This is a genomic window from Hymenobacter glacialis (assembly GCF_001816165.1).
GTDB classification, from domain to species: Bacteria; Bacteroidota; Bacteroidia; order Cytophagales; family Hymenobacteraceae; genus Hymenobacter; species Hymenobacter glacialis.
This window is the reverse complement of sequence record NZ_MDZC01000015.1, coordinates 68,546-91,013: the sequence shown is the minus strand read 5'-3', so window position 1 is coordinate 91,013 and position 22,468 is coordinate 68,546. Positions and strand designations below refer to the sequence as shown.

At 60.2% G+C, this 22,468-nt stretch carries 19 protein-coding genes; 13 read left to right on the top strand and 6 right to left on the bottom strand.

Annotation, left to right across the window (positions count from 1 at the left end):
• Nucleotides 1-48 precede the first annotated feature (48 nt).
• The 11 genes from BEN48_RS19265 to ftsZ all read left to right on the top strand — a co-directional run bounded on the left by BEN48_RS19265 (nucleotide 49) and on the right by ftsZ (nucleotide 15,356).
• Complete coding sequence (locus BEN48_RS19265) at nucleotides 49-903, top strand: FtsL-like putative cell division protein (protein WP_193408645.1); 855 nt, start codon at nucleotides 49-51, stop codon at nucleotides 901-903.
• Nucleotides 900-3,278 carry a penicillin-binding protein gene (locus BEN48_RS01610; protein ID WP_083320658.1) on the top strand — a complete coding sequence of 793 codons (2,379 nt, stop codon included), beginning with the start codon at nucleotides 900-902 and terminating at the stop codon, nucleotides 3,276-3,278. The genes BEN48_RS19265 and BEN48_RS01610 overlap by 4 nt, the downstream gene beginning before the upstream one ends.
• A gap of 55 nt (nucleotides 3,279-3,333) precedes the next feature.
• On the top strand, nucleotides 3,334-4,806 hold the full coding sequence (locus tag BEN48_RS01605) for a UDP-N-acetylmuramoyl-L-alanyl-D-glutamate--2,6-diaminopimelate ligase (protein ID WP_070732277.1): 1,473 nt from the start codon (nucleotides 3,334-3,336) through the stop codon (nucleotides 4,804-4,806).
• Between the two features lie 24 nt (nucleotides 4,807-4,830).
• Nucleotides 4,831-6,051 (top strand): phospho-N-acetylmuramoyl-pentapeptide-transferase, encoded by a 1,221-nt coding sequence (gene mraY, locus BEN48_RS01600; protein WP_070732275.1) that lies wholly within the window; start codon nucleotides 4,831-4,833, stop codon nucleotides 6,049-6,051.
• 112 nt (nucleotides 6,052-6,163) lie between these two features.
• A complete protein-coding gene (gene murD / locus BEN48_RS01595; protein ID WP_070732273.1) occupies nucleotides 6,164-7,534 on the top strand; it encodes a UDP-N-acetylmuramoyl-L-alanine--D-glutamate ligase in 1,371 nt (456 codons plus the stop codon).
• A gap of 35 nt (nucleotides 7,535-7,569) precedes the next feature.
• Nucleotides 7,570-8,766, top strand: a complete 1,197-nt coding sequence (locus BEN48_RS01590) for an FtsW/RodA/SpoVE family cell cycle protein (protein WP_070732271.1) — start codon at nucleotides 7,570-7,572, stop codon at nucleotides 8,764-8,766.
• A 95-nt stretch (nucleotides 8,767-8,861) separates the two neighbouring features.
• Nucleotides 8,862-9,950 carry an undecaprenyldiphospho-muramoylpentapeptide beta-N-acetylglucosaminyltransferase gene (gene murG, locus BEN48_RS01585; RefSeq protein ID WP_070732268.1) on the top strand — a complete coding sequence of 363 codons (1,089 nt, stop codon included), beginning with the start codon at nucleotides 8,862-8,864 and terminating at the stop codon, nucleotides 9,948-9,950.
• Nucleotides 9,951-10,046: 96 nt separating this feature from the next.
• Complete coding sequence (murC, locus tag BEN48_RS01580; RefSeq protein WP_083320657.1) at nucleotides 10,047-11,444, top strand: UDP-N-acetylmuramate--L-alanine ligase; 1,398 nt, start codon at nucleotides 10,047-10,049, stop codon at nucleotides 11,442-11,444.
• Between the two features lie 138 nt (nucleotides 11,445-11,582).
• Nucleotides 11,583-12,263 (top strand): cell division protein FtsQ/DivIB, encoded by a 681-nt coding sequence (locus BEN48_RS01575; protein WP_241502134.1) that lies wholly within the window; start codon nucleotides 11,583-11,585, stop codon nucleotides 12,261-12,263.
• An 84-nt stretch (nucleotides 12,264-12,347) separates the two neighbouring features.
• Nucleotides 12,348-13,757 carry a cell division protein FtsA gene (gene ftsA / locus BEN48_RS01570; RefSeq protein WP_070732266.1) on the top strand — a complete coding sequence of 470 codons (1,410 nt, stop codon included), beginning with the start codon at nucleotides 12,348-12,350 and terminating at the stop codon, nucleotides 13,755-13,757.
• 102 nt (nucleotides 13,758-13,859) lie between these two features.
• A complete protein-coding gene (ftsZ, locus tag BEN48_RS01565) occupies nucleotides 13,860-15,356 on the top strand; it encodes a cell division protein FtsZ (protein ID WP_070732263.1) in 1,497 nt (498 codons plus the stop codon).
• A gap of 100 nt (nucleotides 15,357-15,456) precedes the next feature.
• Here ftsZ and BEN48_RS01560 read toward each other — a convergent pair whose 3' ends face one another.
• The 4 genes from BEN48_RS01560 to BEN48_RS01545 form a co-directional block, all read right to left on the bottom strand.
• A complete protein-coding gene (locus tag BEN48_RS01560) occupies nucleotides 15,457-16,053 on the bottom strand; it encodes a HEAT repeat domain-containing protein (protein WP_125932426.1) in 597 nt (198 codons plus the stop codon).
• 110 nt (nucleotides 16,054-16,163) lie between these two features.
• Entirely contained in the window at nucleotides 16,164-17,324 is a 1,161-nt protein-coding gene (locus tag BEN48_RS01555) for an acyltransferase family protein (RefSeq protein WP_070732259.1), read from the bottom strand.
• Nucleotides 17,325-17,453: 129 nt separating this feature from the next.
• Entirely contained in the window at nucleotides 17,454-18,188 is a 735-nt protein-coding gene (locus BEN48_RS01550) for a YebC/PmpR family DNA-binding transcriptional regulator (protein ID WP_070732256.1), read from the bottom strand.
• A 142-nt stretch (nucleotides 18,189-18,330) separates the two neighbouring features.
• Complete coding sequence (locus BEN48_RS01545) at nucleotides 18,331-18,843, bottom strand: hypothetical protein (RefSeq protein WP_158010071.1); 513 nt, start codon at nucleotides 18,841-18,843, stop codon at nucleotides 18,331-18,333.
• A 235-nt stretch (nucleotides 18,844-19,078) separates the two neighbouring features.
• On the opposite strand from BEN48_RS01545, the gene BEN48_RS01540 reads away from it, so the two are divergent.
• Complete coding sequence (locus tag BEN48_RS01540) at nucleotides 19,079-20,008, top strand: arginase family protein (protein WP_070732252.1); 930 nt, start codon at nucleotides 19,079-19,081, stop codon at nucleotides 20,006-20,008.
• Here BEN48_RS01540 and BEN48_RS01535 read toward each other — a convergent pair.
• Nucleotides 19,947-20,897, bottom strand: a complete 951-nt coding sequence (locus BEN48_RS01535) for an MBL fold metallo-hydrolase (RefSeq protein ID WP_158010070.1) — start codon at nucleotides 20,895-20,897, stop codon at nucleotides 19,947-19,949. The genes BEN48_RS01540 and BEN48_RS01535 overlap by 62 nt on opposite strands.
• 381 nt (nucleotides 20,898-21,278) lie before the next feature.
• Between BEN48_RS01535 and BEN48_RS01530 the strand changes: the two genes are divergently transcribed.
• Entirely contained in the window at nucleotides 21,279-22,094 is an 816-nt protein-coding gene (locus BEN48_RS01530) for a DUF4097 family beta strand repeat-containing protein (RefSeq protein ID WP_070732249.1), read from the top strand.
• Between the two features lie 89 nt (nucleotides 22,095-22,183).
• Here the strand turns inward: BEN48_RS01530 and BEN48_RS01525 are convergent, their stop codons facing one another.
• Entirely contained in the window at nucleotides 22,184-22,456 is a 273-nt protein-coding gene (locus BEN48_RS01525; RefSeq protein WP_070732247.1) for a hypothetical protein, read from the bottom strand.
• Nucleotides 22,457-22,468: the final 12 nt, after the last annotated feature.

Genomic DNA, 22,468 nt, shown 5'->3' with positions numbered 1-22,468 from the left:
CAAACGCTTTCCTAAGTACGTGTAACAGCCTTTTCTGAGCAGCAGCCCGTGGCCACCAATACCATAAGACCTTCTGACAGCCCCCGCCGGGCCAACGTGCCCCGCGAGATGCCCGCGCCGGCACCCGAGGTGCTGCCCCAGGCCGTGGCAACAGAAGCGCCCGAGCCGGAGCCAGCGCCGGTGCCAGTTGCCGAAAAGCGCCCGCGTCGGCCCAAGGCCGAGCCCCGGGCCGACGCCCGGCCCAGGAGCTCCTGGAGCCTGTTCTCGCTGCTGGACCGGGTTACTAGCGTCGACGGCCTGTTCCGCGAAGGTTTGCCGGTGCGCTACCTGCCGCACCTGTTGTTCGTGATGCTGCTCACGCTGCTCTACATTGGCAATACCCACTACGGCAACCGGATGAACCGCAACATTCAGCGCCTGAAACAGGAAACCGAGGACCTGCGGGCCGACTACACCACGCTGAAATCGGACTACATGGAGGCCAGCAAGCAGAGCGAAGTGGCCCGCAAAGTGGCCGCATTTGGACTGGTAGAGAGCTCCTCGCCGCCTTTCCGTATTTCGGTTCCGGCCGGCCGGCTCGATGCCGCCGAGCTCGAGCTGATGCCCGTTCTCACCGCCGACACCCTGTCTGCCCGGGCCGCCCGCGACTCGGCCGCAGCCCAGCAAAAAGCCTCGCTCTCAGGACGCAAGCGGCCTGGTACAGCCGGCGCCGACGACAACGATACCGTGGAGCCGGAAATAATCGCGCCTCCCCAAGGCATCGATAGCGCCTCGGTTGGGGGCGTTGCTCCAGCGGTTCGGCAGTTGGATAAGCCCAACAATAGAATGAAGGTACAAAAAAGCACAAGCCAGTCTAAGGCAAAGTCCGCAAACAGGCAGGCAGTTAGAACCGATAATCGATGAAAGGCAGCGTTAAGAAGTCCATAGTGACGCGGGTTCGGCTGGCCTTTTTGGGGGTAGCCGTTTTCTCGTGCGCCATTTTTTGGAAGGCCACCAAGATTCAATACCAGGAGGGTAGCCGCTGGCGGGCTTTGGAGCAGGAGCGGCGCATCAGCTACCAGGCGGTGCCCGCCACGCGCGGCAATATTTATTCTGACAACGAAAGTATTATGGCTACGTCGCTGCCCTTTTACCGGGTAGCCTGGGACCCTGGGGTGGTGGAGGATGCTGTGTTTAAAGCGGGCGTGGATTCACTGGCGTGGCACTTGTCGCACTTTTTCCAGGACCGCAGCGTGCAGGAGTACCGCCGCCGCCTGGTGAATGCGCGCAGTGCACGGGAGCCTGTCCTGCGGTACATTCGCCTCAACTCCCGGCAAATCAACTTCCAGGAGAAAAAGCTGCTGGCCAGATGGCCCATTTTCCGGGCCAAGCGCAACCGCGGCGGCGCTATTTTTGAGAAAGTCGACAAACGGTTCCGGCCTTTTGGGGGCCTGGCGCAGCGCACCATCGGCTTCATAAATGAAGACAAGAACGGCGCCGGCCTGGAGTACACGTTTCAGCAAAGCCTGGCTGGCAAGGCCGGGGAAGCCCTTTTTGAGCGCGTGCCCGGTGGTGTGAAGCCCGTGTACGACGGCACTGAAATCAAGCCCCAGCCCGGCTACGACGTGAAAACCACCTTGGACATCAACCTCCAGGACGTGGCGGAAAACGCCCTTTACAAATCCCTGGTAGACAACAATGCCCAGTACGGCTGCGTGATTCTGATGGAAGTGGCAACCGGCGAAATAAAGGCCGTGGCCAACTTGGGAAAGGCCTCTGATGGCACCTACAAAGAGGACTACAACTACGCCTTTGCCGACCAGGGGCGGACGGAGCCGGGTTCTACCTTTAAGCTGGCGTCGATGATGGCCCTGTTTGAGGCGCGGCCCGACCTCACGCTCGATGACATGGTGGACACCGGCAACGGCCGGATGTACGTGGGCGGGGCCGTGAAGTCGGACTCGCACGGCTACGGCCGCATCACGGTGCAACAGGTATTCGAGAAGTCGAGCAACATCGGCGTAGCCAAGCTGGTGGACAAGTACTTTGCTGCCAACCCCAGCGAATACACCGACCAGCTCAAGAAGTTTGGCCTTGATAAGCCGCTGGGCTTCCAGATGACCGGCGAAGCCCGGCCCTATGTAAAGGACCCCAACGACCGCAGCTGGAGCCGGACTTCGCTCACTACCATGAGCATTGGCTACGAGTTGAAGCTGGCCCCGCTGCAAACCCTGGCGCTTTACAATGCCATTGCCAACAACGGCGTGAAAGTGCAGCCGCTCATCGTGAAGGAAATAAAGCAGGCCGATAAAGTGCTGCAGCGCAACGAAACCGTGGTCCTCAACCCGCAGATTTGCTCGGAGTCCACCCTGGCCAAGGTGAAGTCCATGATGGAGGGCGTGGTGTCGCAGGGCACGGCCCGCGGCATCAAGCCCAAGGACTACACCATTGCCGGCAAGACGGGCACGGCCTGGAAATTCAAAAACGGACAATACACCAAAACCTATTCCACCAGCTTCTGCGGGTATTTCCCCGCCGATAAGCCCAAGTACAGCTGCATTGTGGTGGTGGACTCGCCCCGCAACGGCCGCATCTACGGCGCCGACGTGGCCGCGCCCGTTTTCCGCGAAGTAGCCGACAAGTGCATGGCCCGGGACCTGCTCAGCCAGCGCCCGCTGCTGGCCAAGGCCCGCCTGAACAAGAGCCGTGTGCCGCTGGTGCGCGCCGGCATGCAGGACGAGCTGGCCCTGCTGTGCCAGAAGCTGGGCCTGCCCGGCCAGACCCAGGCCACCGGCGGCGAAGAGTGGGTGCGGGCTGCTTCCGACACCGCCTTCCACGCCCGCACCGTGGCGCTGGTGGTGAACCCCATGCGCCCCGGGCACGTGCCCCAGGTGCGCGGCCTAACCCTACGTGACGCCTTGTTTCTGCTGGAAAACCGCGGCCTGCACGTGCGCGCCGTGGGTACGGGCCGGGTGCGCGAGCAGTCGCTGCCCGTGGGCGCGCGCTACAAGCGCGGCGACATCATTAGCCTGAACCTGGTGGACTCCGGTCCGCGCCTGGCGACCCCGCAAGCCCTCCCCGAGCCCGAACACACCGACCTGGCCGAGAATAAGTTGCTCACCCCGGCCGACCCGGAGCCGTTGGCCCGGCCCCGCACCACCAGGCCCACAGCGACCAACCCCCGGAAACCAGCTGCGAAGACGGCTGCAGCCGCTAAAAAAGCGCCGGTTAAAAAAGGTGCTTCCAAAGACTCTAAAAAGCCGGAGACTACTGCCAAGCCCACCATTCGCCGCGCCTGATACTCTTAGAAGGCGACGCCCGTAGGCTGGCTCTTATTGCCCCGACTATTGCCCCATGATTTCCCTGCCGCTCTTTTCCTTACTTACTGATGTGACTGTGCTGGCCCAGCACGGCCCCACGGATGTGCCCATCACGGCCCTCACCCTCGACTCGCGGGAGGCGGGACCAGGGGTAGCTTTTTGCGCCCTGCGCGGCACCGCTACCGACGGCCACAAGTTTATTGCAGGCGCTGTGGAAAAAGGGCTGGCGGCGGTAATCTGCGAAGTATTGCCGGCCACGCGCAACCCCGCCACGGCCTATGTGGTGGTTAAGGACAGCGCCGAGGCCCTGGCGCACATGGCCGCGGCTTTTCACGGGCACCCCTCGCGGCAGCTGCAGCTTATCGGAATTACCGGTACCAACGGCAAAACCACCTGCGCCACGCTACTGCACAAGCTGTTGCGCGAGTTGGGCTACCACGCCGGCTTGCTGAGCACGGTGCAGAACCAGATTGACGAGGAAGTGATTCCCTCCACCCACACCACGCCCGACGCCATCCGGCTGAATGCGCTGCTGGCCCGCATGGTGGCGGCCGGCTGCACCCACGCCTGCATGGAAGTGAGCAGCCACGCCGTGGCGCAGCACCGCGTGACGGGGCTGCGCTTTGTGGGCGGCGTGTTCACCAACCTCACCCACGACCACCTTGACTACCACGGCACGTTCGATAACTACTTGAAAGCCAAGAAGGGCTTTTTCGACGCGCTGCCGAAAACGGCTTTTGCGCTGACCAACGCCGACGACAAGCGCGGCCCGGTGATGCTGCAGAACACGGCCGCCCGCCGCGAAACGTATTCCCTGCGCGCGGCCGGCACCTTCCGCGCCCGGCTCATTGCCAATGAGGTGCACGGCCTGCACCTGGAGATAGAGGGCCGCGAAATCCTGTTCCGCCTCATTGGTGTGTTCAACGCCTACAACCTGCTGGCCGTGTACGGCGCCGCGGTGCTGCTGGGGGAAGACCCCACGGAGGTGCTCACCATTCTCTCGGGGCTGACCACGGCGCCCGGCCGCTTCGAGCCGGTGGTATCGGCCAGGCAGCTCGTGACGGGCATCGTGGACTACGCTCACACGCCCGACGCGCTTGAAAACGTGCTGCAAACCCTGCACGAAATCCGGCAGCCGAGCCAGCAGATTATCACGGTGGTGGGCTGCGGCGGCAACCGCGACGCCGCCAAGCGGCCCATCATGGCCAACCTGGCCGCCCGCTTGTCCAACCGGGTCATTCTTACTTCCGACAACCCGCGCTTTGAAGACCCCAACGCCATTCTGGCGCAGATGCAGGCCGGCGTGACCGCACCCGATTCGGCCAAAGTCCTCACCGTAGCCGACCGTCGCGAAGCCATCAAGCAGGCGGTGCAGCTGGCCGGGGCCGACGACATTGTGCTGGTGGCGGGCAAAGGCCACGAGAATTACCAGGAAATTAACGGCGTGAAAGCGCCTTTTAACGACAAGCTGATATTAATCGAAATTTTTGCTGCTTTGGGCAAGTAATGGCCCGCTGCTAATTGTACCTGAATGCTTTATTACCTCTTTCGTTACCTCAACGAGCATTACCATATTCCCGGATTGGGGGTATTTCAATACACCACGTTCCGTGCGGGGCTGGCGGTAGTCATCTCTCTGCTCATTGCCCTCACCTTTGGCCACCGCCTCATCAAGTTGCTGCAAAAAAAGCAGGTGGGCGAGAGCATCCGCGACCTGGGCCTCCAAGGTCAAATCGAGAAAAAAGGCACTCCTACCATGGGCGGCCTTATCATCATTCTGGCCATTCTGGTGCCGGTGATTCTGCTCTGCCGGCTCCGCAATATCTACATCATCCTCATGATTCTGAGTACGGTGTGGCTGGGCCTGATTGGCTTTCTGGACGACTACATCAAGGTGTTTCGCAAGAACAAGGAGGGGCTGAGCGGCCGCTTTAAGGTGCTGGGCCAGGTTGGGCTGGGCATCACGGTGGGCTGGGTGCTGTTCTACAGCAACGAAATCACGGTGCGCGAATACTTGCAGCCCAACGGCCAGTATTCCGCCATCTCGGCCACCAAAGTGTTCAAAGACGTGCACCTGATGATAACCACGGTGCCCTTTATGAAGAATAACGAGCTGAACTACGGCGACTTATTCGCCACGGCCGGCACGTTTTTCAACGGCCTGTACGGCTTACTGTACATTCCCATTGTCATCTTTCTGATAACGGCCGTGAGCAACGGCGCCAACATCACCGACGGCCTCGACGGTTTGGCGGCGGGCACGTCGGCAATCATAGGCATCACGCTGGCCATTTTCGCCTTCGTGAGCGGCAACGCGCTGCTGGCTGATTACCTGGATGTTATGTTTATTCCGGATTCCGGGGAACTGGTCATTTTCTGTACGGCCTTTGTGGGGGCGTGCATCGGGTTTTTGTGGTACAATAGCTACCCGGCGCAGGTTTTCATGGGCGACACGGGCTCGCTGGCGCTGGGCGGCATCATTGCCGTGCTGGCCCTCATCGTGCGCAAAGAGCTGCTCATTCCCGTGCTGTGCGGCATTTTCCTTATCGAGAACCTCTCCGTGATTGTGCAGGTGAGCTACTTCAAGTACACGCGCCGCAAGTACGGGGAGGGCCGCCGCCTGCTGCGCATGTCGCCGCTGCACCACCACTACCAGAAGCTGGGCTACCACGAGTCTAAAATTGTGTCGCGCTTCTGGATTGTGGGTATTATGTTGGCGGTCATTACATTGGTTACCTTAAAATTGCGCTAAGCAATGCCTGTCATCCTGAGCGGCAACGAAGGACCTTATCACGGTCGCGCCGCTGGATTTTCTACTTTAAACGTGATAAGATGCTTCGTGCCTCAGCATGACAGATAAACCCATGAACATTGTCATCCTCGGAGCCGCCGAAAGTGGGGTAGGGGCCGCGCTGCTGGCGCAGGCCAAAGGCCACGCCGTGTTCGTCTCAGACCGCGGCACCATTCAGGACTCCTACAAAGCCAAGCTCACGCGGGCCAGTATTGAGTTCGAGGAAAACCAGCACACTGAGGTCCGCATACTGCAGGCCGATGAGGTAGTGAAGAGCCCCGGTATTCCGGAAAAGGCGCCCATCGTGCAGGCGCTGCACGAGAAGAACATTCCGATTATCTCGGAAATTGAGTTTGCCGGCCGCTACACCAAGGCCCGGTGCGTCTGCATCACGGGCACCAATGGCAAAACCACCACCACGCTGCTCACCTACCATCTGTTGAAGGAGGCCGGCCTGAACGTGGGCCTGGCCGGTAACGTGGGCTACAGCTTGGCTGAGCAAATAATTGCCGACGCCCACGACTACTACGTGGTGGAGCTGAGCAGCTTCCAGCTGGACGATACCATCGATTTCCAGCCGTGGATTGCCGTGCTGCTCAACATCACGCCCGACCACCTGGACCGCTACGGCTATTCCTTGGAGAGCTACGCCCGCGCCAAGCTGCGCATTGCCCGCAACCTCGACAGCGAAGGCACCTTCATCTACAATGCCGACGACGAAGTGACCGGCAGGTATTTTCAGTCGGCGTTTATGGAAACGAGCTTGCTGCCATTTGCCCTGCACCCGCGGCCCGACGTGTGGCTGGCGGGCTATTACACCGCCGATGACCGGCTCTGCACCAATTTGGCTCCGGGCCTCGCCGACGACGGCATGGAGGTGAGCACCGCCACCTCGCCGCTCATTGGCCAGCACAACCGGCAAAACACGCTGGCGGCCGCCCTGGTGGCCCGCGTAGCCGGCCTGAGCGCCGAGCAGATTGAAGCCGGCCTGGCCACCTTCCAAAACGCCGACCACCGCCTGCAGCCGGTAGGCGAAATCGACGGTGCCCGGTATGTCAACGACAGCAAGGCCACCAACGTGGAAGCCGCCTGGTACGCCCTGGACGGCATTAAGCAGCCCATTGTGTGGATTGCGGGCGGCACCGACAAAGGCAACGACTACAGCAGCCTGCTGGGCCCCGTGCAAAACCGGGTGAAGGCCCTAATTTGCCTGGGTGTGGACAACGCCAAGCTCCGGGCTGCCTTCGACGGCGTGGTGCCCCACGTGGAAGAAACCCAAAGCATGGCCGACGCCGTGGCCCGTGCCACGGCCCTGGCCGCCCCCGGCGACGTGGTGCTGCTCTCGCCCTGCTGCGCCAGCTTCGATTTATTTAAGAACTACGAGGACCGCGGCCGGCAATTCATGGCCGCCGTGCAATCCACGATATCCCGGCGCATCAGCTAATAATCCGCTCGTACAGGCCTTTTCATCCCCCGCCCATGGCTCTTACTTCTAACAACTGGCTGCAGCGCAACCTCAAAGGCGACCCTATTTTGTGGGCCATTGTGCTGCTGTTTTCCTTCATCAGCATCGCTGTGGTGTACTCGGCCACGGGTACACTGGCTTATAAGAAAATGGACGGCAACACCGAGCATTTTCTGTTCAAGCACACCGCCCTGATTCTGGTGGGGCTGGGCTTTATGTGGGCCGCGCACCGCATCGATTACCGCTACTATTCGCGCCTGGCGCTGTATGCGCTGCTCATCTCGGTGCCGCTGCTGCTGTTTACCTACCTCATGGGTTCCAACATCAACGAGGCCTCGCGCTGGCTCACCATCCCGGTGGTCAACCAAACCTTTCAGCCCTCCGACCTGGCCAAGCTGGCCCTGATTTCGCACCTGGCCAGCATGCTCAGCCGCCGGCAGCAGCACCTCGACGACTTCTGGACCACGCTGTTTCCCGTAATGCTGTGGGTGGGCATTATCTGCGGCCTCATCATTCTGAGTAATGCTTCCACGGCGCTGCTGCTATTTGCTACCTGCCTGCTGCTCATGTTTATAGGCCGCGTTCCGCTTCGGCAAATGGCGGTGATGATTGCCATTGGCGTGGTGGTGGGCGGCGCGGGCCTGGCCACCGGCCAGCGCGGCAAAACCGTAATGTCGCGCGTTACCAACCACTTTGCCAGCGCCCAGGACCCCACCAAAAAAGTGCCTTTTCAGCTCGAGCACAGCTACATAGCCATTGCCACGGGCGGCATAACTGGCAAGGGCCCTGGCAAAAGCACCGAGCGCAACATCCTGCCCCACCCATATTCCGACTTTATCTACGCCATCATTATTGAGGAATACGGCCTGCTGGGCGGCGGCGTGGTGCTGTTTCTCTACCTCGCCTTTCTCTACCGGGGCCTCAAAACGGTGATGAACAGCTACGGCGCTTTCGGGGGGCTGCTCTCGGCGGGCCTAAGCTTCAGCCTGGTGCTGCAGGCGCTGGTGAATATGGGTGTGGCCGTGGGCCTGGGGCCCATCACGGGCCTGCCGCTGCCCCTGCTGAGCATGGGCGGCACCTCGCTCATTTTCACGGGCATCAGCATCGGCATCATCCTGGCCGTGAGCCGGGGCGAGCGCGAAGTGCGCCCCATGACCGGCGAGCCCGACGACACCGCGCGCATTCCCAGCAAGCGCGCGGCGTATGCGTGAGGGCTGTTGTCAGTTATTGGTTGCCAGTTGTCAGGTTGTTCTGAAAATTGGTACCAGCATCTGACAACTGGCAACCAATAACTGACAACTAAGCCATGAGAATCATTATCAGCGGTGGTGGCACCGGCGGGCACATTTTCCCGGCCGTGGCCATTGCCAACGAGCTGCGCCGCCGCCTGCCCGACACCGAAATCCTCTTCGTGGGGGCCAACGGGCGCATGGAAATGACGCGCGTGCCCGAAGCCGGCTACAAAATAGTAGGCCTCGACATCAGCGGCCTGCAGCGCCGCCTAACGCCCCAGAACCTGCTGTTTCCGGTGCGGGTGTTGCGGGCGGTGCGCAAGGCCGGCAAGCTCCTGGAGCAGTTCCGACCTGATGCCGTGGTGGGGGTGGGGGGCTACGCATCAGCGCCGGTGCTGCTGGCGGCCACGTCGCGCGCCATCCCAGCGCTCATTCAGGAGCAGAATTCCTACGCGGGCCTGGTAAACAAGCTGCTGGGCCGCCGGGTGGGCCGCATTTGCGTGGCCTATGAGGGCATGGAGAAGTTCTTCCCCAAGGAGAGAATTGTGGTAACGGGCAACCCCGTGCGCACCGAAATAGCCAGCGGCAACCGCGCCGAAGCCCTGCGGTTTTTCGGCCTCGACCCCAATAAAAAAACGCTCCTCGTGATAGGCGGCAGCCTGGGGGCGCGCACCCTCAACCTGGCCACCGCGGCCGCTCTGGCTCGCCTGCGCGAAGCCGGTGTGCAGCTACTCTGGCAAACGGGCAAGCTTTACTTCCCCGAAGCGCAGAAGCAAGCCGAACCCTACAAGCAGGAAAATCTGCAGGCCCTGGAATTCATTCAGCGCATGGACCTGGCCTACGCTGCCGCCGATGTGGTGGTGAGCCGCGCCGGGGCGCTGTCGGTGTCGGAGCTCTGCCTCACGGGCAAGGCCAGCATTCTGGTGCCCTCGCCCAATGTAGCCGAAGACCACCAAACCAAAAACGCGCTGGCGCTGGTGAGCAAAGGCGCCGCCGTGCTCATCACCGACGAGCACGCTCAGGCCCGCCTCTACGACGAAGCCCTGCGCCTGCTGGCCGACCCCGAGCGCCAAAGCCAGCTCAGTGCCCGCGTGCGCGAACTGGCCCGGCCTGATGCGACCGCGACAATTGTAGACGAGCTACTTCGGTTAATTAAAAATTAATAATTATGAATTAAAAATGGTGTTTTCTAAATCGTTCGAACGCCGTTCTGCCAACATATTTTTAATTTCTAATTCATAATTTTCAATTCAAAGAATTTGACCCAGTTTCCCTACGTTTTCTTTTTAGGTATTGGTGGCATTGGCATGTCGGCCCTGGCCCGTTGGTTCCGGGCCAACGGACACCAGGTGAGCGGGTACGACAAAACCGAAACACCCCTTACGTTGGCCCTGGCGGCCGAAGGCATCGCCATTCACTACCAGGATGCGGTGGAGAACATTCCCGCTGTGGTGCGTAAAAACCGGGCGCAAACCCTGGTGGTGCTCACGCCCGCTATTCCGGCCGAGAGCCTAGAATGGGCCTGGCTGCGCGCCGAGGGCTACGACATTCGCAAGCGCAGCCAGGTGCTGGGCGTGCTCACCAAGGGCCGCTACACCATTGCGGTGGCCGGCACCCACGGCAAAACCACCACCAGCAGCATGGTGGCGCACCTGCTGCACCACGCCGGCCTGGATGCGGGCGCTTTCCTGGGCGGTATTGCCGTGAACTTGGGCAGCAACCTGCTGCTGCCCGGCAGCCCCGAAGCCCCCATTGTGGTGGAAGCCGACGAGTACGACCGCAGCTTCCTCACGCTGTTTCCCACCATTGCCATTGTCACGAGTACCGACGCCGACCACCTGGATATTTACGGCGACCAAAACGCGCTGATAGAATCTTTCCGGCAGTTCGTGGGCCAGATTCAGCCCGGCGGCACCCTGCTCATTAACCACACCGCCGACCCGAGCGTGGCCGCTGCTGCTCCCGCCGGCACCACGGTCATCCGCTACGGGCTTTCGGCGGAACAGGGGCCGCAACTATCTGCGTCCAATATCTCCGCCGAAGGGCACCAGTTTCACTTCGATTTGCACGGCCCCGCCGGAACGGTAGCTGGCCTGCAATTGGCTGTGCCGGGCTACCACAACGTGGAAAACATGCTGGCCGCTGCGGCAGTCGCACAAATTCATGGCATCGATGCAGAAAAACTGCGCGCCGGAGTGGCCACGTACAGCGGCGTAAAACGGCGTTTCGAGTTTGTCCTGACCACGCCCCAAAACGTCTATCTGGACGATTATGCCCACCATCCGCGCGAAATAGAGGCTTTTCTGCGTTCGGTGCGCACGCTGTATCCGGGCAAGCGCCTGCGCGTGATTTTCCAGCCGCACCTTTTCACCCGCACCCGCGACTTCGCGGCAGGGTTTTCTAAGAGCTTAAGTATTGCAGATGAGGTATTTTTGTTAGATATTTACCCTGCTCGCGAAAAGCCTTTGGCTGGCATCACGTCCGAGATACTTCTGGAAAAAATCACCGCGCCCACCAAAGCCATTCTGACCAAAGAACAAGTGCTGAATGCTGCCAAAACGGATACCTCGTTCGACGTTTTGGCCACCGTGGGAGCCGGAGACATCGACACACTGGTACCGCAATTGAAAATGATACTGTCCGAGCGATGGAAATAATTAAGAAATAGAAGTTCTTCTGTTTTTATTTGTTTTCATCCCTTGCTATTTGGTTACTACTTGGAACGCACACTTAGAAATTTACTGGTTGCCGCCGCCTGTCTCCTCGTGCTGGGCGGAATGGCCATATTTGCGGCTATGCGCCAGGCCGCCCGCCCCATCGGCGAAGTATCGGTAGACATCGCCAACGAGTTCGACAACTACTTCATCAGCGAGCGCGGCGTCACGGCCCTGCTTACCAAAGGCGGCGCCGAGCCCGTGCTGGGCACCCAGCCCGAGGGCCCGAAACTGCGCCAACTGGAAGCCCGGTTGCGGGCGCATCCGTTCGTGCGGGAAGCCCAGGTGTACCGCGACCTGGCCGGCAACCTGCACGCCGACGTGCGCCAGAACCGGCCCATTGCCCGCCTCACTCACTCCGACACCCGCCTCGATACCTACGTGGACGCCGAGGGCCACACGCTGCCCCTTTCGCCGCTGTTTACGGCCCGCGTGGCTACCGTGGCGCGGCCTACCGGCGCGAGCCTGCCAACTGCATTTTTCCAAGATAGCACCGGGCGGCGCTACCTGGAGTTTTTGCGGTATGTAGACGAGCATGAGTTCTGGAAAGCCCAGGTGGCCGAGGTGTTTATTGAACCCAGCGGCAAGCTCTCGTTCACCCAACAAGTGGGGGACCAGCGAATAGAATTCGGGCTGCCTGAAAATATTTCCGAAAAGTTTGCGAAGCTTATGGTATTTTACCGGCAAATTCCGTCAGTTTTGGGGTGGGATACTTACCACCGCGTAAATGTCGAATACCAAAACCAGATAATCTGCGAATAGTAATTCGCTGAAAAACAGGCCGTAAGGTCAAGAACACTTCAATTACCAATCCAAGCTTTCCTTACGCTCGCCAGCACCGCCTCTATGCAACAAGATAAAATCGTCGTCGGGCTCGACATTGGCACCACAAAAATCTGCGCCTTGGTAGGCCGCAAAAACGAATTCGGTAAACTGGAAATCCTGGGCATGGGCAAAGCTGTGTCGGAAGGCGTTTCGCGGGGCATCGTACTGAACATTGACAAGACTGTTGACGCGATAAAACGGGCCATTCGGCAAGCCGAAGAACAGTCCGGAATTAGCATTGGATTGGTAAACGTGGGCATCGCAGGCCAGCACATCAAGAGCCTGCAGCACAACGGCAGCATCACGCGCAACTCGGCCGACACCATCGGTCCGGACGACGTGAACCGCCTCACCCAGGACATGTACCGGCTGGTAACTCAGCCCGGCTCGCAAATCATTCACGTGATGCCGCAGGACTATAAAGTGGACTACGAGGAAGGCATTGCCGACCCCGTGGGCTACGAAGGCGTGCGCCTGGAAGGCAACTTCCACATCATCACGGCTCAGAGCACGGCCATCAACAACATCAACAAGTGCGTGACCAAGGCCGGCCTGGAAATTGCTGACCTAATTCTGGAGCCGCTGGCCAGCAGCATGTCCATCCTCTCCGAAGAGGAGAAGGAGGCCGGCGTGGCCCTGATTGACATTGGCGGCGGCACCACCGACCTGGCGGTGTTCAAGGACGGCATCATCCGCCACGCGGCAGTGCTGCCGTTTGGTGGCAACATCATCACGCAGGACATCAAAGCCGGCTGCAACGTGGCCCCCGGCCAGGCCGAGCAGCTGAAGGTGAAGTTTGGCAAAGCCATTGCCGAGGAAGCCAGCGACCACGAAATCGTGAGCATCCCCGGTCTGCCCAACCGCCCGCCCAAAGAAGTGTCGCTGAAAAACCTGGCGTACATCATTGAGGCCCGCATGTCGGAAATCATGGAACTGGTGTATGCGGAAATCTATCGCATGGGCCTGCACGACAAGCTGTCGGCGGGTATCGTGCTCACGGGTGGCGGCTCGCAGCTGCAGAACCTGGAGCAGCTCACCGAGTACATCACCGGTTTGGATACCCGCATTGGCTACCCCAACCAGCACCTGGGCAAGAGCCGCATCGAGGCCGTGAAGTCGCCGATGTACGCCACCACCGTGGGCCTCGTGCTGTCGGGCTACCACTCGCTTGACGAGCGCAACTCGCGTGCTCCCTATGAGCAGGAGGAGCAGGTGATGCCCGCGTATTATGCCCCTCAGGCAGTCGCTCCGGTTGCTGCCCCCGTTGCGGTTGCCGAAACGCGTGCTTCGGTGCCTGTGGCAGCCGCGCCGGCCCCCGCGGCGGCGCCGGCCAAGCCCAAGGAACCCGGTGCTGCCAGTCGCTTCTTCAAAGACATCATCACGCGCACAAAGGGCTTGCTGATTGACGATTACGACGATAAATCCTACTAGGAAATAATTATGAGTTATGAATTATAAATTATGAATTGGCCGGAGTCAACCAGGCTGGTTTGTAATTTATAATTCATAACTCATAATTCATAATTAAAAAATATGAATTACAAATTCGACATTCCCGCCCAGAACAAGTCAATCATCAAGGTGATTGGCGTGGGGGGCGGTGGCTCCAATGCCGTGAAGCACATGCACAAGCAGGGCATCAAGGACGTGGAGTTTATTATTTGCAACACCGACCACCAAGCGCTGCAAAGCTCCACGGTGCCCAATAAGCTCCAGATTGGCGTAGACCTTACCGAAGGCCTCGGCGCAGGTGCCAAGCCCGAGCGCGGCCGCCAGGCGGCGCTGGAAAGCAAGGAGCAAATCCGCGACCTGCTTAACCAGGGTACCAAAATGCTCTTCATCACGGCCGGCATGGGCGGTGGCACCGGCACCGGCGCCGCGCCCGTTATTGCCCAGGTGGCGCAGGAGCTGGGCATTCTCACGGTGGGCATCGTCACGGCGCCTTTCATGTTTGAGGGCAAGAAAAAGCGCCAGCAGGCCGAGGAAGGCATTAAGGCGCTGAGCGAGCACTGCGACACGGTGCTGGTGATTCTCAACGACAAGCTGCCGCAGATTTACGGCAACCTGACCATGGGCGCCGCCTTCGCCAAGGCCGACACCGTGCTGACCACGGCCGCCAAGTCCATTGCCGAAATCATTACGGTGACCGCCGATGTGAACGTGGACTTTGAAGACGTGAAAACGGTGATGAAGGACAGCGGGGCCGCCGTAATGGGCAGCAGCGTGACCGATGGCGAAAATCGCGCCCGCCGCGCCGCCGAGGAAGCCCTGAACTCGCCGCTGCTCAACAACACCGACATCCACGGGGCCCAGCGCATTCTGCTCTCCATCATGTCGGGCGCTGAACACGAGCTGGAAATGGACGAGCTAACGGAAATCACCGCATACATCCAGGAAAAAGCCGGTCAGGATGCGGAAATGATTTTCGGCCACGGCATCGACGAGTCGCTGGGCCAGAGCATTCGGGTGACGGTGATTGCCACGGGTTTTGCCCGCGATGCGCATTCCATCAGCACACCGAATGCCAGCAGCCACACGGAAGCTGCTCCGGTAGGTGCTGCGTCGGTAGAGGCGGCTCCCGCGCCAGCGGCTCCCGCTGCGCCGGTGGCTAGCGGAGCCTCAGCACCCTACGTGCCCAGCTTCGGTAGCAACGCTCCCGAGCCCGCCCGCGTCACATTCGACCTGAACGGCCCTTCGGCGCACAACGCGCCACCTTTGGCCGGCATTCCTGCCAGTGCGCCCACCGAGCCTGTGCTCACGTCGACGCCAGCACCGGCCCCCACTCCCGAGAACCGGACCCGTCCTGCCATGGATGCGCAGGCTCTGGAGCGCCGCCGCCGCCTGCAGGAGCTCAGCAATGGCCTGCCCCCTGAAGCGGTGAGCCAATATGAAACTCCTGCCTACCTGCGCCGCCAGGTGAAACTGGAAAATGTAGAGCCCAGCTCGGCCCAGAATATCTCGCGGTTTAATTTATCGGATGATAATGAATTGCTGGGTGATAACCGGTTTCTGCACGACAATGTGGATTAGGTAATTATTCGATTCCAGCAATAAAAAGCGCTCTTGAAATTTTAAGAGCGGCTTTTTATTGCTGTATAGCGTAAAATATGTGACTGAAATTCCAGCGGGTTTATTGAAAATTAATGGTGTTCACTAATTTAGACCTGAGCATATCAGGTACAGATAGCCTATCGGTTGAACTTAGTTTATCAAGGTCCTGCAATGCCTTAAAAGCCCAATAGCGAATTCGCCAATCAGGGTCTTGCAATCGACCTCTTAATTTATTGGTTGCTGAGGTGTCATCCTGTCGGATGAAGTCAGGAAGTAAGCTGATGGCATAGTATCGGAATGTTCTGTGCGGATTATCAAGCTCCGCGCTCAGAATAGCGACAAATGCGTCGCGATGCTTAAATATTTCTGCATCGATAAAGGATAATTCGTCAAGATGAGTCAATACTCTCTTGGGAGAATCACCGGCTTTTGCAGTAGCAATCAAGCGTTTTAACTCAGCTAAAAAGAAGTCGGCCCAATTATTCAAATCATTTGACAATGCTTCGTATATAATTGGAAGGTTATTTAAATAGTCGAATTTCTCGCTGTGAAATGATTCGATAAACTCTTTGGGAGCAAGATTTATCGTTTGCAGCAACTCTCCCAAAGTAGCCTGCTTTTCAGTGTTTGTCTGTTCGTAAAAGCCCTCTATTCGTTGCAACAGGGAAGTTTTCATTATATCTGCCATCAAGGGTTATGCAAGCTTAAAAATTTATGCCGTGAAGCAATTGAATTCATTTAAAATAGCTTCAACAACAATTAACGCTTCCTACAGCAGGCTATAATTTAATTGCCAGCTTGTGCTAACACAACCCGCTTCCTCGGTTTCAAAATATTGTGAACGGGGCGCTCCAAGGCAATATATAGTCCGTACGACGATGCTTGTACGGCAGCAAGTTGCAATAACCACAAACCCGGCAGCCAATCATATACCCAGAAAGCCAGCGGGCCGGCGTGCAATAGATAAAAAGCGTAGGAGCTGCGCCCCAGCTTCTGAAACAGGCTGCTGCTCAACAGCTGCCGGAACCAGGAGACCTCGCTCAGCAGGCCCGCGAAGAGTAGGCCACCTGCTGCGGGCAAGCCCACCAGGTTCAGGACCAGCGTGAGGGGGTGGTCCGGGTTGTGGAACTGAGCCTGCGCGAGCCCCAGCCCGGCCGTGACGGCCAACCAAAGCACCACTCCCCCAACGGTGCGCCACGGGCCCGCCGGACTGCCCAGGCGCCCCGACCGGTAGCGGACGGCCAGCCAGGTGCCGATGAAGAACTCCATGCTGTGGCCCAGGAACGTGTAGGTCAGCATAAACGGATAGGACCCGAACAGCCCGTGCCAGTTGAGGGGGGCCAGGAGGGCCACCAGGCCGGCGCCCAGGGCCAGCAGCAGCAGCGGCTGCAGCCACAGCGCCACGCCCCGCGCCCGCAGGGCCATGAGCAGCGGGGCAGCCAGGTAAAAGCATTCGAGCAGGGTGAGGGACCAGGCCTGGCCGATGCCGGTGAACTTGTACTCGTCGAAAAAGCCGCGCAGCAGCGACAGGTTGAGCAGCAGGTGCACGGGAGTGGCCTGCGGGGAGTGCCAATGCCAGAGCAAGCCAAACGTGGCCAGCGTGAGCAGGGCATAGAGGGGATACACCCGCGCCAGGCGGTTTTGCAGGTAACGCTTCCAGCCGCCACGGGGGCCGAAGCTGCCGGTGCTGGCGTTGTCGTACCGCAGCGCAATGAGAAAGCCGCTGAGCAGCAGCAGCAGCGGCAACCCGTGCGACTCGTCCACGAAGTACTGAAAGGCGCGGGCCGGGCCGGGCGGCGGCAAAGGGCCCAGGGGGTAATGATTGAAGAAAACCAGCCATGCCGCAATGGCCCGCAGCCCCGTGAGGGCCGGCAGGTAGCCCCCGGACTGCTGCCGGCCCGGCATTGCGCCCGGGGCTACTGAATCAGAAGGTTCGGCAGCGGGCATATCGGCTGGGGTGTGGGAGAAGTGTTAATCAGGAACGGAAAAAGAAGAACGTCATGCTCAACTGCGCGGACGCCAGTTGAGCATGACGTTCTCCACTATGGTGTCACGGGGCATTTCAGCCAGTGTTCCTTAGCCTACCGTGTGGTACACGGCCTGCACGTCTTCGTCGTCCTCAAACTTCTCGATGATGGTCATTACCTCCTCCAACTGCTCGTCGTTGAGCGAGACGGTGGTGTTGGGCACGCGCTGCAGGTTCACGCTCACCACGTGCCGGCCCTGGGCTTCGAGGGCTTTTTGCATCTGGCCGAAGTCGGTGAACGCGGTTTCGACCACGATGTACTTCGTCTCGGCGCCGTGCTCGTCCTCCTCGGCGGTTTCGTACACGTCCTCGGCTCCGAAGTCGATGAGCTCCAGCTCTAGCTCGTCGCGGTCGAGGCCTTCGGCGGCCAGCTTAAACACGCCTTTGCGGGTGAAGGTGTAGTCGGAAGAACCGGCCGTGCCCAGGGTGCCCTCGTTGCGGTTGAAAATGAGGCGCACGTTGGAAACGGTGCGGGTGGGGTTGTCGGTGGCGGTTTCGATGACCACAGCCACGCCGTGGGGCAGGTAGCCTTCGTACACCACTTCCTGGTAATCCTTTTCCTCTTTGCTGCTGGCGCGCTTAATGGCGGCTTCCACCCGGTCTTTGGGCATGTTCACGCCTTTGGCGTTTTGCATGGCGGCCCGCAGGCGGGCGTTGGTGTCGGGGTTGGGGCCGTTTTCCTTCACCGCCATCACAATTTCTTTGCCGATGCGGGTGAAGTCTTTCGACATTTTGTCCCACCGCTTCATTTTGCGGCCTTTGCGAAATTCGAATGCACGTCCCATTTGCTGTGACTTAGTAACTGAGTGACTGAGTAATGTAGCACAACACCAATGCGTTGCGGCCTTGCGGCAAACCCGTTCCGCTGAAACGGGCCGCAAGTTAGCCAGAAGGGGCGGGGGTAGCCAAATGCCGCCCCGCAGGACGCTAGCGGCGTGCCTTTTTCGCGGGCTTGCTGCGCGACGCTTTGGGCGCGGGCGTGGTGTTCACTTCGGTGGCCACCAGCTCATACACGCCCTTATTGCCGCTGGGATAGCCGATGATGCTCACGGTGAGGCGCTTGGTAACGGGGTCGAAGCGGAAGGTGCCGCGCTGCACGTCGGAGCCTTTCAGGTCGGTGAATGCGAAGCGGATGCTGTCGCCGGCCAGGGTGAAGCGGCCGGTCTGGTTGAAGTAGTGCGGGCCGCTGGGTGCTACAATGCTCAGGTGCTTCTCGTAGGTGCCATTGGGGCGCAGGATGAGGGTGCCGCCCACGCCGCGCACTGCTGTGGGCGGGGCGGCGCTGGTGTTGTCGTACACAGTGTAGCTGGTGTACTGGTAAGTGGCATAAAAGGAGGGCACCGGCGCTGGGAGCGGGCCTTGAGCCGCTACGGGCAGCAAGGCGGCCGTAAGCCAGCCAGCTGCGGTGAATAAAGTAGCATGCAACGCGTAATTAGCCATAGATTTTAAATAAACACAACCAAACCAGTCCCGAAGATAGGGGCGGGGGTGCTGCGCCGAGTACTTCGGCTACCTTGCAAAGACAGTGCCCGGCCTGCCGGGCGCGGGATTCTCATACCGTTTACAACGTCATGATGAGCTCAGCCAAAGCATGGCGTTCTTGTGTTTCAGGCAATTTTGCGTGGTTGCTTGAGTTTTCACCCCATTCTTTTGAAACTTCTTAACCCCGTACTCCATGCCTGCTTTCCTCCGTGAACTCATCCGTCCCGCTGCCGAACTGCCCGAGGCGGACGTGTGCATCGTGGGCCTGCCCCTGGACGTAGGGACCGTGCTGGAAGGGGGCCGGGGCGGGGCTGTGGGTGGCCCGGCAGCCATCCGGCGCGAGTTGCGGCGCTATCATAAAACCTACAATCTGGAGCACAACATCAGCCTCGACCACCTGCGCATTGCCGACGCCGGCAACCTGGAGTTGCGCCACGCCGACCACGCTGCCAACCACGACCGCATCCGTGAGCGGGTGGGCCAGCTGTTGCGCACCTACCCGCGCGTAGTGGTGATGGGGGGCTCGCACGACGGCTCTTACTCCTCGGTGCGTGGGTTGTTTGATGCCGGCGGCGGGCAGGCTGTGGGCGGCATCAACCTAGATGCCCACGCCGATGTGAAGGAACGGCCCGACATCAGCAGCGGCACGCCCTTTGGCAAGCTGCTGCGCGAAGGCTTTGTAACCGGCGCCCGCTTCACCGAAATGGGCCTGCATTCCAACCTCAACACCAAAGCCGATATCGACTTCCTGCACGAGCAGGCCGTCCACATTGTGCCCCTGGCTCATGTGCAAAAGGAAGGCATGGAACTGTACCTGACGCGCGCCCTCAGCCGCGCCATCAACGGCGGCCCGGCCTTCGTGAGCTTCGACGTAGACAGCTGCGCCGAGGCGTTTGCACCGGGCGTATCGGCCCCCAGCGCCGACGGTTTTACGCCACGCCAGGCCATGGAAGCGGCTTTCTTGGCGGGGGAAAACGAACAGGTCCGGCTGTTTGAGGTGATGGAGTTCAACCCCGTATACGACCGCGACCACCAGACGGCCCGGCTGGCGGCCACCGTGGTTACGGCCTTTTTGACCGGGGTGGCCGCGGCTGCTGGCGCCCGCGACGCCGACCGCCGGTGAAGAACCACGCCGCGCCCGCCAGCAGGATGCCGGCGCCGATGGCGGCAGCCTGCACGGGCAGCTTGTCGGCGGGCGCGGGGGGCAGGTGCTCCACGCCGCTGGCATCGGTGCGGGCGGCTTCTGATACGTAGCGACCGTGGTCGGGCACGGGGTAATTATCGGCCAGGGCGCGTAGGCCCGCCGCCGCCTCAGGACCGGTTATGACTGGCCCGTGGCCGCAGCCAATGGATTTGGGCTCCAAATCGGCCAGCAGCTGCACCGAGTGGCGGGAGGCTTCCCAATCGTAGTTGAACGGGGTGCCGGCCCGGCTGATTTTGGGTAGTCCCAGCAGCACAGCCGGCAACGAATCGTGGTGACAGGTGGCAAAAGCGTCGGCCCCCAGCAGGGTGCGGTCGGCTTCGCGGAAGAAGGCCAGCTGGCCGGGGGCGTGGCCCGGCACGTGCAGCCAGCGCCAGCTCATGAGGTGGGGCGTGCTGGGGTCGTCGGCGTTGAGGGCCTGCACCCGCTCGGCGAGGTTGGGGAGATGCTTGGGAAAAAACCGGCTCATAAAAGCCAGCGAGCCGCCCACGGTGGGGTCGCGCGGTGGGTACTGGGCCTTCCCGGTGAGGTAGGGCAACTCCAGGGGGTGGGCAATAACGGGCACGTTCCAGTGGTCGGCCAGCTCCTTGGCCGAGCCTAGGTGGTCGAGGTGGCCGTGGGTGAGCAGAATGGCCTCGGGGTGGCTGCCGGGGTAAAACAGCTTGTCGGCGGCGGCAATGATGGTTTTGGCGCTGCCAGGCAGTCCGGTATCAATGAGCACCCACTCGCCGGGGGTGCCGGTTTCGACGAAATAAACGTTGACAAAGCGCTGAATGCGCAGCTGGGTGACGCCGGCGGCTACAGTATCCATGGGAGTAGGGGCTAGGAAAGAAAAACAACTGAATACTGAAAGCATACGGGCTTCAGCCTCAAAAGGAGGCTTGAACGGGAATAACCTGATTCGTAAGTCCCTAGCCTGCCGTCCTGAGACCCGCTCACTGCCCTGCCGCGTCCGCTCTGTTGGCCTATGCTCCACTTAGCCCCGGTCTGAACAGGTGCTTCGCTGCGCTCAGGATGACAGGAAGTGGTGAAATTGGTGATTCTGCCGAAAATCAGCTTGTTTTGAAGTGCTTATGATGAGCGTGGAATTACTTGGTACTCCATTCGTCGCCCAAGCTGCTGCGGCCCTTGCCACAGGACTGAATTAGTAATTCAATTCCCTAACTTTCAACATTCTTTCACACGCCCCCCTATGAAAACCCTTCTTTCTGCACTTGCTTTTTCCTGCGTTGCGCTTTCTGCCACTGCCCAGACTGCCACGGAGCCCCAATTCAAGACTGGCTGTGACGATGGTAAATGGACGCGTGGCGGTTCGGAAAGCAAGCGGTTCTGTGAAATCCGCGACCTGACCATGGCCGTGCCGGCCGGACAGCCGCTCACCATCAGCGGGGGCGCCAATGGCGGCATCACCGTGCACGGGTGGTCGGGCGCGGAGGTGCGCGTTCGGGCCAAGGTGCAAAGCTGGGCCAGCTCCGAGGCCGAGGCCCGGAAGCGTGTTCAGGAAGTCAGCATTGAAGCGGCCAACAACCGCTTGCAGGCCAGCGCGGCCGGCTCGGAGGAGCGCCACAGCGTGAGCTACGAAGTTTTTGTGCCGCAGCAAACGGCCCTGGTGCTGAACACCGTAAACGGTGGCATCAGCCTCGATAACCTGCAGGCCGATGTGCAGTTCAGCGTGGTGAACGGCGGCGTGTCGCTGGCGAACCTGGGCGGCAGCGTGACCGGCAAAACCGTAAACGGGGGGCTGGACATTACCCTCTCGGGCAAGCAGTGGGACGGCAAAGGCCTGGACGTGGAAACCACCAACGGCGGCATCACCTGGAACCTGCCCAAGGGGTATTCGGCCCAGCTGGAAACCAGCACTAACATGGGCAGCATCCGGGCCAGCATGCCGGTTAACAAGTCGGGCATGATGCGCAAGGAGTTGGTAACCAGCCTCGGCAACGGCGGCGCCCCCGTAAAGGCGGTGACCGTGAATGGCGGCATCCGGGTGAATCAGGAGCGCGAATAAGACACCGTTTGCGTTAGGCAAGAGATATCAACAATCCTGCTGAGCGCGGCCGAGATGGCTCGGTGGCCGTTTATTTATACGCCCCCACGCTAGCAGCCGCAGCTGAAATCGGGGTAGTCGGCGTAGCCCGGGGCGGGCTTGTCGTCGAGCCGGATGAGGAGGTCGAGGCGAATTTCCTCACCGGATTTCAGGCGCATGAATTCCACTTTGTCGCGAATAAAAAGCGTGTCTATCACCCCGGAGCCCAGGCAGAGCTGGCGTAGGTCGTTGAAATACTGTAGGTTGATGTGGCGGCGCTGGGTGGCGGCTGCTTCGAGCAGGTCGTAGAAATGGCAGTCGATGGGGGTGTAGTCGGGGGACATGGCGGGGCGGCG

Bases quoted from the DNA above. Each gene is read 5' to 3' on its own strand.
- BEN48_RS01605 (WP_070732277.1), top strand. From the start codon at position 3,334: ATGATTTCCCTGCCGCTCTTTTCCTTACTTACTGATGTGACTGTGCTG.
- BEN48_RS01550 (WP_070732256.1), bottom strand. From the start codon at position 18,188: ATGGGACGTGCATTCGAATTTCGCAAAGGCCGCAAAATGAAGCGGTGG.
- murD (WP_070732273.1), top strand. From the start codon at position 6,164: ATGAACATTGTCATCCTCGGAGCCGCCGAAAGTGGGGTAGGGGCCGCG.
- BEN48_RS01525 (WP_070732247.1), bottom strand. From the start codon at position 22,456: ATGTCCCCCGACTACACCCCCATCGACTGCCATTTCTACGACCTGCTC.
- BEN48_RS01575 (WP_241502134.1), top strand. From the start codon at position 11,583: ATGCGCCAGGCCGCCCGCCCCATCGGCGAAGTATCGGTAGACATCGCC.
- ftsA (WP_070732266.1), top strand. From the start codon at position 12,348: ATGCAACAAGATAAAATCGTCGTCGGGCTCGACATTGGCACCACAAAA.
- BEN48_RS01530 (WP_070732249.1), top strand. From the start codon at position 21,279: ATGAAAACCCTTCTTTCTGCACTTGCTTTTTCCTGCGTTGCGCTTTCT.
- BEN48_RS01560 (WP_125932426.1), bottom strand. From the start codon at position 16,053: ATGAAAACTTCCCTGTTGCAACGAATAGAGGGCTTTTACGAACAGACA.
- BEN48_RS01555 (WP_070732259.1), bottom strand. From the start codon at position 17,324: ATGCCCGCTGCCGAACCTTCTGATTCAGTAGCCCCGGGCGCAATGCCG.
- ftsZ (WP_070732263.1), top strand. From the start codon at position 13,860: ATGAATTACAAATTCGACATTCCCGCCCAGAACAAGTCAATCATCAAG.
- BEN48_RS01545 (WP_158010071.1), bottom strand. From the start codon at position 18,843: ATGGCTAATTACGCGTTGCATGCTACTTTATTCACCGCAGCTGGCTGG.
- BEN48_RS01610 (WP_083320658.1), top strand. From the start codon at position 900: ATGAAAGGCAGCGTTAAGAAGTCCATAGTGACGCGGGTTCGGCTGGCC.
- mraY (WP_070732275.1), top strand. From the start codon at position 4,831: ATGCTTTATTACCTCTTTCGTTACCTCAACGAGCATTACCATATTCCC.
- murG (WP_070732268.1), top strand. From the start codon at position 8,862: ATGAGAATCATTATCAGCGGTGGTGGCACCGGCGGGCACATTTTCCCG.
- BEN48_RS01590 (WP_070732271.1), top strand. From the start codon at position 7,570: ATGGCTCTTACTTCTAACAACTGGCTGCAGCGCAACCTCAAAGGCGAC.
- BEN48_RS01535 (WP_158010070.1), bottom strand. From the start codon at position 20,897: ATGGATACTGTAGCCGCCGGCGTCACCCAGCTGCGCATTCAGCGCTTT.
- BEN48_RS01540 (WP_070732252.1), top strand. From the start codon at position 19,079: ATGCCTGCTTTCCTCCGTGAACTCATCCGTCCCGCTGCCGAACTGCCC.